10 protein-coding genes are annotated in these 16,157 nt (G+C 36.3%); all 10 read right to left on the reverse strand.

The features are described from left to right. Positions 1 to 594: 594 nt before the first annotated feature. A complete protein-coding gene (locus ACVFVN_RS12415; protein WP_456235506.1) occupies positions 595 to 924 on the reverse strand; it encodes a VanZ family protein in 330 nt (109 codons plus the stop codon). Between the two features lie 28 nt (positions 925 to 952). After that, positions 953 to 1,330, reverse strand: coding sequence for a glycine cleavage system protein GcvH (gene gcvH / locus ACVFVN_RS12420; RefSeq protein ID WP_456235507.1), 378 nt, complete (start codon positions 1,328 to 1,330; stop codon positions 953 to 955). Between the two features lie 147 nt (positions 1,331 to 1,477). Further along, positions 1,478 to 2,719, reverse strand: a complete 1,242-nt coding sequence (locus ACVFVN_RS12425; protein ID WP_456235508.1) for a serine hydrolase domain-containing protein — start codon at positions 2,717 to 2,719, stop codon at positions 1,478 to 1,480. A gap of 81 nt (positions 2,720 to 2,800) precedes the next feature. After that, a complete protein-coding gene (sov, locus tag ACVFVN_RS12430) occupies positions 2,801 to 9,898 on the reverse strand; it encodes a T9SS outer membrane translocon Sov/SprA (protein WP_456235509.1) in 7,098 nt (2,365 codons plus the stop codon). Positions 9,899 to 9,946: 48 nt separating this feature from the next. After that, positions 9,947 to 10,531 (reverse strand): Holliday junction branch migration protein RuvA, encoded by a 585-nt coding sequence (ruvA, locus tag ACVFVN_RS12435; RefSeq protein ID WP_456235510.1) that lies wholly within the window; start codon positions 10,529 to 10,531, stop codon positions 9,947 to 9,949. 132 nt (positions 10,532 to 10,663) lie between these two features. Next, complete coding sequence (locus ACVFVN_RS12440; RefSeq protein ID WP_456235511.1) at positions 10,664 to 12,952, reverse strand: NADP-dependent malic enzyme; 2,289 nt, start codon at positions 12,950 to 12,952, stop codon at positions 10,664 to 10,666. 53 nt (positions 12,953 to 13,005) lie between these two features. Continuing rightward, positions 13,006 to 13,872, reverse strand: coding sequence for a BadF/BadG/BcrA/BcrD ATPase family protein (locus tag ACVFVN_RS12445; protein WP_165136599.1), 867 nt, complete (start codon positions 13,870 to 13,872; stop codon positions 13,006 to 13,008). 60 nt (positions 13,873 to 13,932) lie between these two features. After that, positions 13,933 to 14,190 (reverse strand): hypothetical protein, encoded by a 258-nt coding sequence (locus tag ACVFVN_RS12450; protein WP_456235512.1) that lies wholly within the window; start codon positions 14,188 to 14,190, stop codon positions 13,933 to 13,935. Between the two features lie 407 nt (positions 14,191 to 14,597). Then, positions 14,598 to 15,659 (reverse strand): NADH:flavin oxidoreductase/NADH oxidase, encoded by a 1,062-nt coding sequence (locus ACVFVN_RS12455; RefSeq protein ID WP_456235513.1) that lies wholly within the window; start codon positions 15,657 to 15,659, stop codon positions 14,598 to 14,600. Beyond that, positions 15,659 to 16,147, reverse strand: a complete 489-nt coding sequence (locus ACVFVN_RS12460; RefSeq protein ID WP_456235514.1) for a hypothetical protein — start codon at positions 16,145 to 16,147, stop codon at positions 15,659 to 15,661. The genes ACVFVN_RS12455 and ACVFVN_RS12460 overlap by 1 nt, the downstream gene beginning before the upstream one ends. Positions 16,148 to 16,157 lie beyond the last annotated feature (10 nt).

The raw sequence follows: 16,157 nt of genomic DNA on the forward strand, positions 1-16,157 counted from the left end.
GCCGATTTGCGAGTGCAAAAGTAAAAACTTTTTCCCAATTGACCAAATGTTTTTGAAAGTTTTTTTTAAAAAAATTTTCAAAACTATAATCAATCTCTAAATTTATTTCCATCCTCTTCTGCGCTGCAAAACACTTCTGATTTGCGAGTGCAAAAGTAGAGGCTTTTTTATTATCACACAAACTTATCGGAACTTATTTTTTAATTATATCCTAACTTGCTTGTTTTCAAGTTCGTTTTTTTTTAGAATCAAGAATCAAGAGTCAAGAACCAAGAATCAAGAATAAACATGAAACAATGGTATAAAAGGATTTAATGAATAATTCAACGATTAAACAATTCAACAATTATACAGCTTGACAATTGAACGCTTTTACAAATTTAAATTTATAGAGGTCCTTATCATTCATAATCTACAAATCCCTCCCCCTCGCAATAAGGATGGAAGCGGCATCCTTGTGGAGCGCAGCGAGGCGACGGTCTTCGAAAGGCGAAGCCTTGAGAAGATAGTCGTCCGAGCGGAGCAAGCAAGATACAGCGAACAGCCCGGCCGCCGAAAAGAATTAGAAAAGGAGGCGGATTGCCAGGAAAGAATTTATTTTGAAAAATATTGAGATATTCGGTTATACACCAAAATTGCAATACTAAAACCTAACATGTCAGCAAATAGGTCTAATATCTCTAACGATCGTCCATAACCCATTATCTCTTGAAAAATTTCGGTAATCAGAGCATAAGCAAGGCCTATTAATAGATAAGTCGTTTTTTTAAGATTGGGAAAAGCGATAAGAATACAAAATCCAAGAAATCCAAAGATACTAAGATGGAGGACTTTGTCGATACCCGGGAACATGAATGGATATTCTTTGTTTTCGACACCTGGACGCAAAAGCATATACGTAAGAAATGCCCAATAGATGGGCATTATATACTTACGAAATATGTTTCTATATTTATCCAATGATTGCTTGATAATCTTCTGCTGTTAATAATGAAGATAAGTCTGCACCTTCTTTCATTTGTAATTTGATGATCCAACCTTCTCCATAAGGATCAGAATTAAGCAATTCTGGTTCATCTTCTAGTTTTTCGTTGAACTCGACAACTGTACCATCTATTGGCAAGAAAAGATCCGAAACCGTTTTCACAGCTTCTACACTTCCGAATACATCGCCTGCTGCAAGGTCATCATCCACAGTGTCAACATCAACAAATACGATGTCACCTAATTCGCTTTGTGCAAAATCTGTAATTCCGATTATTGCGATATTATCTTCAAATTTTACCCACTCGTGGTCTTTTGTGTACTTTAGTTCTGTTGGTGTATTCATTACGATTTATTGTTTGATACAAATTTAATTAGATTTTTTTATTCTCCAATAATAAAAAGCTAAATTATAATGATTTGAAATTAAGCCTTAACTTGTTTAAAATCAAAAAGTATAGAATCTTTTATCAATGAAAAGCTAATAACTGAATTAATAGCCTAGTACTTTTTTGGATTCCACACCCGCTTTATTCATTGCTAACATACATTCTTTAAAATTTTGACCTCCATTTCTTAAATCCCAAAAAGGCAATAAAACGATTGTTGTTACATCGGTTTGCGGATCATGCATCATAAGAGAAAGATAACCTTCGGTTGCGCCATTGTGTCCGTAACCGACATTTTCCAGATGGAAACAGCCCAATGCATAATTATTATCCGCCAAAGTTGTTGCCGGACCTTTTTTGTTCTTCATAAGCTCGACAGATTGTGCATTGAGAACATTTTCAGCTTTCATAAGACTTCTGATATAAGTCGCCAAATCTTTCATGCTACCTATGCCATTACCTTCTGCTATTTTCCCAGACACATTTTTTTTGTCGGTTATCTCTTGCTTGTTATCTTCTAAAATAAATCCTTTAATGTAAGGGCTTGGGATTTGTTGGTCTGTTGCTATTTCGGGAAATCTAATCTGGAGTGGAACTTTTGTATTAGGTCCCATGATATAGTCGTTGAGATAATGTGTCAATGTTTTTTCCGTTCCTTTTTTTATGGAATAAATTCTACGAATGATTTCTCCTAAAATTGAATAACCTGTATTAGAATAATGATAATGTTCATTTGGCAATCCATAGGTAAGATTATTTTGTGTTAAAACATTAATATATTCTGAGGTGGAAAATTGATGATTGGGATTCGCGTTCAATATATATTCTTCATAAGCCATAACTTCTCCTTCTACATTGTAGCTCAGTTGGCTGGTATCGTTTGTTAAATCATAAACGCCTGCATTATGTTGTAATAACTGAAGAATAGTAATAGATTGTTTGTTGGGAAAATCCCAGTCAGACGTATTTGGGGTGTACGCAATATTGGTTCCTGGAATATTAGCGGTAATAAGATCATCGATATTCAGCCATCCATCTTGCATCATTTTTAAAATCGCAGTGGCCGTGAAATTCTTTGTATTACTAGCAAACCGAAAATTGGTATTTTCTGTTACCAAATCCCCATTTTTTCCTTTAACACTACTAAAAAATGTCCCTTTTGGGGAGATTGTATAAACACTCAAAGATGGGACATCATAATTAATTTTGGTTTGAAGTTCCTGATGCACTTCTTTAATTTTATCATCCAACTGCGTTTGCAGATTTTCAACATCATTATTATTAGTACAAGAAATTAGTCCTAATAGCAAAATGAATCCGAAATAAAGTTTGATTGTATTTTTCATGGAAGTTATTTTAAAGTAAATTTAAACAAAAAAAGCATCAGAAAATTCTGATGCTTTTTACTTATTTAATGTATTCTACTTTTAGAATCCGCCTCCGCTTCCTCCGAATGTGAAGGTTGCTGTAAGACCAGCTCTCACTGTGGATAGAGGGAAAGCTGTAGAAATTTTGTATTTCGTTAGCATTTGATCATAAAAGAATTTAAGATTGAAATTCTGTGACATGTTATAATCCGCAGATAGTTTAACCGTCATCAATCTTTGACCTCCTGTTACTTGAGAATCGTCAATCAAGATATTGGTAATTCTTGTTCTGTTATCTCTAATTGATAAATCCGCACGAATGTTAAGATCACTCTTAATATCTCTCGGTCTTCCTTTAAAGTTGATTTTTAGTTTTAAATCTTTAAGAATATAGCCATAACCAATAACATATTCAGTGCCTGTATCTTCCGTTAAAGTATGGTTAACCAATCCTAACATATAAGAACGATCCTTGTTGTATGACGCACGGAACTGCATGTTATTACGCATCGTAACATCAATACCAATCAATGGAGAAAAGGCTTCCACATAACCAACTTGAGAGAAAGTGTATGGATTAACATAGTTACCATTAACATCTCTATCGCCAGCAGAACCTCTGTTGAAGTAGTCAACATTCGATTGTACACCTGCCATAGTATACGTTGATGTATAACCGTGCAACACATCAAACTTCGAGAACTGGCTATTAACAATCGGGATATTTTTCAGTCCACTATACGTCAATTTCCAGTTAGGCAATGGGAAAGATGATTTTCTTACGCTTCCTAATTGTTTCGGTGACTTCCCTTCTATCGCAGCTTTGAAAGCAGGAATCAACACATAAGCGTTCGAAATATCATAGCCATCGGCATAACCCGTTGCAGTTGCAGCGCCTCCTAATTCTTGAGAAATAATTCTCGCATTTTCTTTAATCTTATCATAAAGTGCCGCACCATCTGTGAAAGCTGTCCCGAAAGTCCATGCCGTGCTGGAGTGTGTGATCATTTCGGAACCAAATGAGAAGTTAGGATCTAGATTGACATTGAAACCGGTCTGCATAAAATTACGCGTGTAATTCTGCATCACATTAAAATCAATTCTAAAATCGTTAATTGGCATTATCTGTAGGTTAGCCATTAGATTTTTGGTGGTCATCTCGGTATAGGCATCCGTCATATAATCCGATCTCGAAATCCACGATCTCTCAATTGCAAGACGACGAATATCCGTTTGCGACCCTAATAAGAAACCAACTGTTGGACCTCCTAAAGTTTGCCCTATACCGTAGAAATTAGGTGCAGACAATAAGCCTGGTAACACAATACCATTGTTCTCATTATAGTTAACATCCAATTGTTTTATCGATGTTAAAGAATAAGCAATTGCCTGGAATGGGCTCAGTTTATTTTTAAACTTATAGGATTTAAATTCTTTCTTTTTACCTTTTTTAAGGAAATTTTGCGAGTAAGCATTATTTAACGAATCAATCTCTTGCTTACGCTTCGCCATCTTATCATTGATATTTTGGAAGAATTTAAACTTGTTCAAAAACTTCGGAATGTCAACGGTAGATGTTGCAACTATTGTGTTGGTATTTTGTCCTATATTTCCTAAATCTTCTATCGCTCCAGTATCTGGATTTTGGAAAGATCGTAATGCTGTAGATCTTGCATTCCAGTTGTATTGGAAACCATAACCCAATTCCGCATTAATGAAATCCAAGTATGGTAAATACTCAAACGGGAAACGGTAATTCAACTGTACTCTGTGGTTGTATTGCACAGGACGCCCCGCTCTGAAAGGATTTGAGAAGATACTACTGGTGTTCATGGTGTTCACTGTAATATTATCATTCAAAGTTCTGGTTTCAGAATTGATTTCCATTTTTAGAGATTTAGTAAAATTAAATCCTAAACTATACTGCCATCCGAAATAGAAAGTTCTGTTACGAATTACATCAAAATTAGTATCCGCATTTCCACTCAACAACGCATCGATATTTCTAAATTCTAACTCGTTGTAGTTTCTGTCCAACATGGTTCTGAAAGACAATCTTGTCGGTACTGGATTGAAGTTAACTTCTTTGATCCATCTCAGATATTTGTAAGATTTCGCTGTGTCGCTAATCATCTTATTGAACGGACGCAAAACAAATGGTTTGAAATTGTAGTTATACTCCACTGAGCCTTTCAGATATTGTCTGTAGTTACGTTTTGTATAGATGTCACGGAAGTAATCATCGTTATAAATCGTTGTTAAAGACAAGTTTTCTACATCATAGAATTTCGGCTTTTTATTAGGATTCATACGGTCTTTACGCATGTTAACCACCCCGATGCTACGTTGCTGGCTGTAGGTTCTCACCACTTTTTTAAGTTCAGCCTCATTCGGGGATTTGTTCAACTCAATATCATTATCCAAAGGATTGTATTTTGGATCTTCAATCGTCTGCGTGTAAGAATAGTTTAACGGAATTTTAAGCCCTACTTTTTCTGGTAAGAATTTGTCCACGTTAACCGTTGTGTTGATGCTAAAAGTCGAATTCGCAGTTTGCGATCTTTCCGAAGGTTTTTGGTCTATCGCACCAAATCCAACCGATGAGTAAGCTGCATTGGCATTAACTAAAGCAAAATCTCCCAGGTTAAAATTAAGCGATGCGTTACCTGCATAGCCGCCTTTATTCTCGATTTCCGATAAACGAATCTCGTTAACCCAAAGCACCAAATCTTTTTGCTCGCCAGCTTTCAAACTTCTATTGGATCCTGCTCCATTGTTATTTCTAACACCAATTAAGATATTGGTAACATTCCCCAAACTAGGACGACCTTTTACATAGATTTTCTTATTCTCGCCATCTGGCTTATAGTCTGGATATTCGTAACGCGTATCGAATTTAATTCCTGGCGCATTGTCTTTCACCAATTCGTCACGTTTCATTTTAGCATTTACAAATTCTTCGATTGCTAAATTAACCTGGTTTTCGTTTGGCCAAATATCTAATGGTGAAGTTGCATTCTGCGCAGTATATTTTAGTGAGGCTTCGTATTCGTAATAGTTGTCCGTAGCATCTGATCCGAAACGGATGAAGAATTTAGCATCTGGATCAACACTTGTGTTCATTACATTTTTAAGGTCTTCTGCGTGTACAAATAGTTCTAATTTTTTGTAACGACGCATATCCAAATTGGTATTTTTGAAAACCCCTCTTGCCTCGCGACCAAGATTGTTAACCTTCATATACAATGACGCTTCATTTTGTCTTTGTGCACCTGCGTTGCCACTCAACACCTGACGGTCAACTCCTGGAGGCAATACATAAGGCGGTTTTGCCATCGCATTTTCTTCCAAGTTAACACTTCCTACATCGAAAGTACTAATGTTGTTAATCGATTGTCCTTCGTTAATATCGTCTTGAGAATTGTTATACGCAAGTCTGTTGGTATATTTTCGCCAATCTGATCTTACTAAATCTAACGTACCAAATCTTAAAGTGGATGTTTGTTCAAATCCTTTAAGAATCATTCTCGCGAATCTAACGTTATTAAGAATCGATGGATCAGCATTACCACCCACAGATTTGTCATCGTATTGCGAAATCGGCACACGGAATAAATACCATTTTACTTTTGAGTTTTGCCCGTTTTCAAACTTAACATTAACTTCTTTGATGTCTACGATTTTGTTATCCGCATCAAGCGCTAATTTATCTTTTGATAAGTCAATAGTATATTGGTTGTAATCTTCACTTTGATCCAAGTTATAATCTCTATTAACATCTTCCGCATCTGGTAACTGCGTCGCCACTTCCAAAGTGTTAGCTTGCGAGTTGCCTTGTGGGTTACGGAAATAACGGTAACGATCAATCAACGAAGATGCCATCGCTCCTTGGAATTTGTCCGACATATAGAACACAAAGTTATCCGACGCTGGATCCAACTCATTAGTTACTGGGTTAATGAATGACACACCGAATCTAGCAGCTTCCATATCGTCATTAAGACCATCATAACCCAAATCCTGCTGCGCTCTTTCATCACCTTCTGTTGAGAAAGCATACAAAATCGGGAATTGTGTTGGCTGATCTCCCCAATTAGAATTCGTTGTTTGCGTTTGGTTGGACGAACTTGGCATTCCATTTTCGTAAAGAAGTTTCCCATCTTTAAGAACATCTTCGGAAACGTTACCTAATTGCAATAATAATTTTGGATTCGCTCCAAGGTCATTACCATCGGCATACGGATCCATCATCCAGAATTCTACATATTCGATATTAGAATTAACAAAGTTAGAAACGCCTATAGAACGCATCAACCCTCCCCAACGCATATTAGCAGCTTCATCTAGAGGATTTACGTTATAAGGACCTCTTTGGTTCGGGTAGAAACTCACGTCAAAAGTCGTCATCATCGTCTGCTCTCCAGCTACGAAATCTCTTTCGTTGTAAAGTTCTGACATCTGCACACGACGCGAGCGGTGATTGGATAATACCTGTGCATTAATGCCTGATGGCGCTTTCCCTCCAACTCCATAGAATCTTGGGTCAATATTATACCAAGATGTTAAGCCTCTGCCGTAACCGTTTTCAAGATTATCATTAAGCCCTGCGTTTGCAAAAACTGGATCCGTCTTGTTAAGCTCTGGTTTTGATGCAATGCTCCACAGCGCTGGCTCTTTTAATGAAATTTTTGAGGTCGTTTGTTCAAAATCGTCGATGTAAGATTGATCGTTCGTTCCTTTATTTTGTCCCGGAATCAGGTAAGCTGCTTCTGCTTTAAAATTTAAATTAGAAGGCGCTTCTGTATTGATAAAAGGAATCTTGTCTGTTAATCTGGTTAAGAAAGGTAATTCATTATTATACAAAATATTGAAACCTGCCATCGTATTGTTAACCGCTTCTTGACCAAAATTCACTTTTTGAGTTAGAGGTCTTTCGCCATAGTTAACCAAGGTTGCACCAACGGTCAAATGATCATTAAACTTACGCTCCAAGTTTAATCCTAAGAAACGTTTTCTTTGTGTGTTAAAGGTCATTTGGTTCTCCATCGAGATATTAATCGCTTGTCCCGACTGCTTAACTTGTTCGTTAATAATGGTTACTGCTCCCAACATATAATCCACGGTATAGTCAACACCTTCTGTCAACTGTACCCCATTGGCCGTCACACGTACCGAACCTTGCGGAACGTTGATCGCACCAAGAGAAATACCTTGTCCTTGGGCACCTTTGTAACGTCCTTCTATCGTATATCGTTGTGCGAGATTACTTTGTTTCGCTGTTTCTTTTAACTGGGTATATAGATCGGTATAGACATAATCTTTGGGGTCTGCACTACCTATTTGACTCGCCATATAAGTACCGAATGGCTGAACTTTTGTAAAGATTAATTTTCCTTGTTCTGGCTCAATTGTTATTCCAGGTACAAAGTCAAAAATACCATCACCATAAACACCGTTCTCCAGCTGGATATCATTGTTAAGGTTAAGACGGTCCCAGTTAAGGGTTTTCAATAAGTTTTGGTCTGGCGTTGTAATCCCAGGCAAGTAGTTAACTTTACCACCACTAGCATTATCACGATAATAAACATTCAGTAAGAAATCTTCCTTTTGAATCTGATTAGCATTCATTGGATAAATGTTCTTCATCATCAACCCCCACATTGGCGATGTCGTTTTCACCATGGTATTCGATTTCAACATCTTCGTTACCAATACAGAACTTTCTTCTGAAAATTCGCCGACTTTATAAACCTGATCTGATCCCGTTATTGTATATGAGTAAGAAACCGCTAAGAACTGATTGTCATTCAACCTTTGATTAAGGGAAATATATCCCAATTGCGGATTGAATTTGTACTCACCTTGATTAAGACGTTTTGCTTTTCTATTAAATATAAAGTTTTCACCGTCAATATAAGGGACCGTTCCACCATTAGCATCTGGTAAACTTTGTCCATTAATCGTATTGTAAGCGGTGTTAACATCACGCAAACCAGCACCCAAACCTGTTACGGCACTGTACACACCATTCTGATTATTATTAGGATATCCCGATGGTCCATCTCCTAAATCTCGGATACCGACAATACTTTTTTGATCCTGAAGATTACCAGAACCTTGATCCAAAACCCAAACTTCGAGTCTGGTCACATTAATCCTTGTACTTAGTGTAGGATAACTTTGTAAAGTTCTATCGTAGTTATCGTAGAAATAATGTCCCAAAAAGTAGTGTTGGTTATCTTCATAGTCAAACGCATTAACTTTAAAAGTGCTAATCGCGCCACCACCTTGCACAACGATATTACGCGCTTCACCTTGTTGTTGTGAAAACACAAAAGTACCAGTCGTTTTGCCCAACTGGAAATCTGTCTTAAGACCAAAAAGCGATTGCGCGCCACGAATCAAACTTGTAGAAAGTGGCATGCTCACATTACCGAATTCCACTTTTTTGATGACTTTATCTTCGCCGCCCGTTGTTTTGTCTTCAAGACCTTTACTTTGAAGATCCTTCCAACTTCCTTTGGCCTGCCACATCAAGTTCATTCGATTTTCGAAAGCGAATCCACTTTGTGTATCGTAGTTGGCTTTTAATTGTAAATTTTCTCCTACTTTACCCGTTAAACCCAATTGCATTCTTTGTTGAATGTCAATCGTAAAGTTGTTTCGGTTTTGTGGCAAAATCATTGGGTTATCTATCTTTTGAAGAAGAATACCCAAATCGAAAGAAGCATAGCCTTGAGGGATTAATTCAATTTTGTTACTTCCAAAAATGTTTTCAAAAATTTTGTTCCGAATGGTAATACTCGGCAAAAGTCCTTTCTTCTTTGCGTCAGTTTGATCTTTTCTGTTCGCAAGATTATGCGTGTCTGACTTTTCTTGAAAATAAGATTTCAACTGGTTTTGTAGCATATAATTACGATACTGCTCAAAAGTCATCACCAATGGATTTCCGACAGTTGTATTTCCAATTTTCGGATACAAATAATAAATACCCTCTTTGACATCGTAGAAGGCTTCATACCGAATAGGACTCGCTAAATTAAAATGATTTTTGATATTGACAGTGTCATTTGTTTTCTCTTGTGCAGAAATAGTTCCGCTGCCGATTAACAAAAATAACAATGCAAAAAACTTATAAAAGTAAAACTCTCTCCTCACTATCTTTTCTTTTTACATCTGCGTTTGTCTTAAAAACACAAAAAAATGTTAAATGTTTTTCAAAATTTCTTTCACTAATTCTTCTACCGAGATTTCTAGATTTTTCTTTTGAATGCGGTCCGCAATCTTCTCCGACATCTTTCTCGAAATACCTAAAACCTCTAAAGCAGTTAACGCTTCATCTTTAACTTTATTATCTACAAACTGAGAAATATTTTCGGAAGAAAGCCCAAATTTCGCGACCTTATCCTTCAAGTCCACGATAATACGTTCGGCAGTTTTTGTCCCAATGCCTTTCACTTTTTGCAGAATTAGACTCTGGCTATTTTGGATTGCCGAAGCCGTTTCTTCTAGGCTAAGTGACGACAACAAAATTAATGCGGAAACAGCACCAACACCATTAACACTAATTAAGAGATTGAACATTTCTTTTTCCAAAAGACTGTTAAAACCAAATAACAAATTGGCATCTTCCCGAATAATTTGTTGTATATATATTTTGTGGGTCGCACCCAACTTCAACATTTGCGAAGTTTGTAGGCTAATACCAACATAATAGCCCACACCATTAACATTAACAACAGCATTAGTGGGTGTCAACTCCTCTACAAGTCCTTGTAATGAATAAATCATATGTTTATAAACAATTTGCTAATATATTAATTCGAAACGAGAATTAAAAAACCTTGTTAAAATTGATAAAAATTCTTAACAAAAAAAGCGAAACCTGAGTCCCGCTTTTCATATTATTTAAGAATATTAAAATTACTTTTTCAGCTCGCGACGTTGTGCGTCCAAAACAGCAATAGTCGCCAAGTTCACGATTTCGTCCACGCTAGAGCGCATTTGGAGTACATGGACAGGTTGTTTTAGTCCCATCAAAATTGGTCCGACTACTTGTGCCATCTTCATCCCACGGATAATTTTATAAGACAAATTTGCACTTTCTAAATTAGGAAAAACAAAAACATTAGCTGGTTCTGTTCCTAATTTTGAGAAAGGATAATCGCTCAAATGGTCGCTATTCATAGCAAAATCTGGTTGAATTTCGCCATCTACAATCATTTTTGGATATTTTTCATGAAGAATAGAAACCGCTTTAGCAACTTTTTTCGATGTATCAGAAATTGACGCAAAGTTTTCGAATGACAACATCGCAATTCTTGGTTCTATTGCAAAAGTTTTGACAGTTAGCTCTGACATTCTCGCAATGTTTACCAAATCTTCCGACGTTGGATTTTGATTAATTGATGTATCTGCAAAGAAAATCGGTTTTTTCTCTGTTAAAATCATCATCATTGCGGCGACTTTATCAACACCTTTTTCCTTTTCAACAACTTCCAAAACAGGTTTCAGAACGGATGAATAGTTTTTAGAAAAACCAACAATCAAAGCATCTGTATCGCCATGTGACAACATCAAAGGACCGAAATAATCTCTTTGGCGAACAAAACGTTTTGCTTTATACTCATTCATACCTTTGCGTTGGCGAAGTTTCCAAAGTGTTTCACGGTACTTTATTCGGTTTTCCTCTTGGTCTTCATCTACAGGATCGATAATTGGCACATCGATATTGATGTTGTATTTTTCCATCTGTTGTTTGATGAATTTCTTTTCGCCCAACAAAATTGGTTTGGCAATTCCTTCTTCGTAAAGAATTTGTGCTGCTTTCAGAACATTATATTCTTCGGCATTGCCTAATGTTACACGTTTTGGATTGGACTTGGCACGACTCTGCATCATACGGATCAGCTTTTCATCGCGACCCATTCTATCCAAAAGATGGGTTTCATAAGCTTCAAAATCCTGAATAGGACTTGCTGCAATACCACTTTCCATCGCTGCTTTTGCCACCGCGATCGATACGCGTGTCAACAATCTGTTATCAAAAGGTTTTGGAATAAAATAATCTCTTCCAAAATGTAACTGTTTTAGGTTATAAGCCAACTTAACCATTTCTGGAACTGGCTCTTTTGCTAAAGCAGCAAGTGCACGTACAGCTGCTAATTTCATTTCTTCATTAATTCCGTTGGCTTGTACATCCAAAGCACCACGGAAAATATATGGAAAGCCTAAAACATTGTTAACCTGATTAGGAAAATCGCTACGACCTGTTGCAAGAATAACGTCTTTTCGGGTTTCGATTGCCAAGTTATAGTCAATTTCTGGATCGGGATTCGCTAATGCAAAAACAATAGGATTGTCCGACATGCTCAACAACATTTCCGGAGTCATGACATTTCCTTTTGATAAACCGACAAAAACGTCAGCACCCCTCAAGGCTTCTTCCAAAGTCGCTAACTGAGTTTGTGCGATGAAATCTATTTTCTCTGGTGTAAGGTTGGTTCTTAAATGATTGATAACACCTTTGGAATCGCACATCAAAATATTATCTTTCGAAAGTCCCAATGCGATATAAAGTTTGGTACAAGCAATTGCTGCGGCACCTGCACCATTCACCACGACTTTAACATCTTCGATTTTTTTATCTGCAATTTCTAAAGCATTGATTAGCGCCGCTGCAGAAATAATCGCTGTACCGTGCTGGTCATCATGCATCAACGGAATATCTAGTTCATCTTTCAATTTTTGCTCGATGTAGAACGCTTCTGGCGCTTTGATATCTTCTAGGTTAATCCCACCAAAAGTCGGTGCAATACCTTTTACGATTTCTATAAATTTATCGGGATCTTTTTCATTAATTTCGATATCAAAGACATTGATATCTGCAAATATTTTGAACAATAAACCTTTACCTTCCATCACTGGTTTTGAAGCTTCCGCGCCAATGTCACCTAATCCTAAAACTGCTGTACCGTTAGAAATAACGGCCACCAAATTCCCTTTGGAAGTATAGTCATAAACAGCTTGTGGATTGTTATGGATTTCCATACAAGGTACGGCAACTCCGGGTGAATAGGCCAAACTCAGATCTCTTTGTGAAGAATGCGGTTTGGATGGTACAACTTCGATTTTGCCTTTAGGTTCTGCTCTGTGATAATCTAAAGCGGCTTTATTAAAGGCATTTAAATCCTTTTGATTTTGTTTCGACATTTTAATTTTTTTAATTAATAAAAAATTCCCTTCTTCAAATTAATTCCAAAAACTTAGGGTAAAAGTTTTGGCAAAATATAGTTACGATGGTAGTTGACAAGACTTTCTATCGGTCGTTGTACAATGTCACCAACTGTAAAATGAAACTCTGCTGCTACAGCTCTTAATATATCTTCAAAAAAATAAGCAATTGATCCGATAAAATTAAGCTCGCTATTGCGGCATTCTTTATATGGGAGTACTTGGAATTCTAAAAAATTCTTTAACTCTTTATAGACAAATTGTTGAAAATATGGATGTGTTTTGCGATCGACAATGAATCTTGTAAAATCTGCAAAATAAGCATTAACACGAGGATTATGATACATATTTTGCAAAAGATCTTCAATGTTTAATTGATAAATTTCTGCAAATTGATTGTGTAAATCCTGTGGTAATTTTTTCATGAAAAAATGGCGTACCAACTGCTTACCAAGACAACTGCCACTGCCTTCGTCACCAATTAAAAATCCTAAAGAAGGCAATTCGGTTCTCATCTCCTCACCATCAAAATAGCAAGAGTTGGAACCTGTCCCAAGAATACAAACAATTTCGGGCTTACCACGATAAGCTGCATACGCTGCTGCGATAAGATCTTCTTTGACGGTAACGTAAGCTTTAGTAAAAACTTTATTAAGTTCTTTCTGAACGATTTCTCGATTTTTCTGAACACCACAGCCCGAACCATAAAAAAACAAATGTTTGATTTCTGCTGCAACAGACATCAAAGCTTTATTATTTTCAACTTCTGGCGCGATAAGCTCTGGTGAAATAATATTGGGATTAAAACCTATGGTTTCCGTTTTAAAAACTTCTTTACCATCTTGTTCTAGAATAACCCAATCGCATTTAGTAGAACCTCCATCTACAATAGCAATCATATATATTTTTATAAAAAAATTAGGCCTGTAAAAGTAGGAAATTATTCTTTAAATAGCATATTAGGCTTCTGTATCCTTTGGTGTGATATTCGTCAGCCAGTTGTTAATCTCTTCTTCTAGATATTCGGCTTGCAATTGGATGGCGTTTATAAAATCATCAGGAATAGAGTTTTTCTCATCATTTTCAATTTCCCACAGTTCGGTGGACATCAATTCGTATTCTGAATATATTCTTTTAAAAGCAGAATTATTCTTTTCAAGTTCCTCAATCCGCTTCAATTGAGGCTGAAATTTCCGGTAATTAGGACGTTTTTTCATAATAAATATTGTATTGTAAGTGGTGTGAACTAAGTGTTAATACGATTTTCGCTAATGAACTGAATTCATAATAAAAACCAAATCATTTCCTTAATAAAGATACATATACAGAATTAATATCAAAGTAAAATAACATTTTTTTAACTTATATAAAATAACATTTCTGTTCTTTAAAAGGCAAAAAAGACTTTGATTATTAATTCTAAAAGACAAAAGAGCTCCTAAAAATTTTAAAATATTCTGAAACTTTTTTAGGAAATTTTAATATTTATTTCTTTAAAAATTACAATCAAATTTGTTTTAAATCTCAGAATGTTATGTTCTTAAAAAGTATTTAATTTTTTAAAACCTCATCTCCATCTGTACGATAATTTCTTAATTTAAATCTTCTTCAATTTTAAATATAATTAAGAACTTTCTGGTTTGGCTTTTTCATATTGTTTGGGAAAAGCACAATGTTCATCCCATTCAAAACTATTAATAACGGGAAAATATGGATTTCTCAAAAGTTCTCGACCTAGAAAAATAAGATCGGCTTCATTATTATGTAAAATAGCTTCGGCGGTTTTAGCATCTTCTATCAGTCCAACCGCGCCCGTTTTCATACCTGTTTTTTGTTTGATCTTTTGCGAAAATGGCACTTGATAGGAATTAAACAAAGTAATGCTAACACCATGAATATTCCCGCCAGACGAGACATCAATAAGATCAACAGATTTGGTTTTCAAAACCTCAGCCAGACGAACATTATCATCGATATCCCAACCGCCTTCCACATATTCTGACCCGGACACGCGCACAAACAACGCTATATTGTCATCAAGAACTTCGTTGACTGCATCTACAATTTCGATCAAAAATCGAATTCGATTTTCAAAACTTCCACCATATTCATCCGTTCTTAGATTTGATTTTGGTGATAAAAATTGGTGAATCAAATAGCCATGTGCCGCATGAATTTCGATGACGTTGAAGCCAGCTTCTACAGCTCTACTCGCCGATTTTTTAAAATCCTGAATTAAGGTTTTAATTTCAGCTATGCTCAATGCTTTTGGAAGTTCATCTTCTGGCGCATAAGCTATTGCACTTGGCGCGACCGTTTGCCAACCACCTTCTGACAGCTTTAGTTGTTGACTATTCCACATCGATCCTTTGCGTCCCGAATGTGCGAGCTGAATACCGATTTTTGATTTAGAATTTTTGTGCACGAAATCAACAATTCTTTTCAGAGCCAGCTCTTGTTCTTTATTCCAAAGTCCAATACAACGCGGGGTGATACGAGCTTCTGGGACAACGCCCGTTGCTTCCACCATTACAAGTCCTACGCCACCTTGCGCGCGACTTCCGTAATGAACCAAATGAAAATCGGTTGCCACACCATCTTTTGCAGAATACATACACATGGGCGACATCACGATTCGGTTTTCCAAGGTCAGTTTTCGGAAATCAATATTTTCGTATAGCTTCATTATTTTGCGAGTTCTTGCAATTTGGTTTTTAAGAATTCATTATTATCAAAAAAAACGGGGAAGCGCATACGTTTGTTATAACTTTCCCAAGTGCCTTCAAAAACGACAAGTGCCAAAGTATCGGTCAACGTCTTCATCGCTAAAGAGCCCGTAAAAATCCCCGTATGTTCGTGAAGTTTTTCTTCTTGAAATTCGAATTTATAAAACAAAGTCGCTAACTTGGGATTGTCGGATTGGGACTCCAAAGTCAATTTTCCATTAAAGTTGCAAATTGTGCCTTCCACATTGGATGTTCCTGAAACTGCAAATTCATTAATGTTATTATCTAAAGCTTCAGCTTTTATAATGTTAACAGAAATCGGCGTTCCGTTATTTATTTTTCCAATAAAAGCTTTTTCGTTATTGATAAGGTAAGCCTGCATCGCTTCCTTCGATTGAGAAAAAACCAAGTTAGAAATCGTCAATAAAAAAAAGAAAATTAATCTCATATTTTTTTAA

The organism is Soonwooa purpurea, assembly GCF_053891095.1.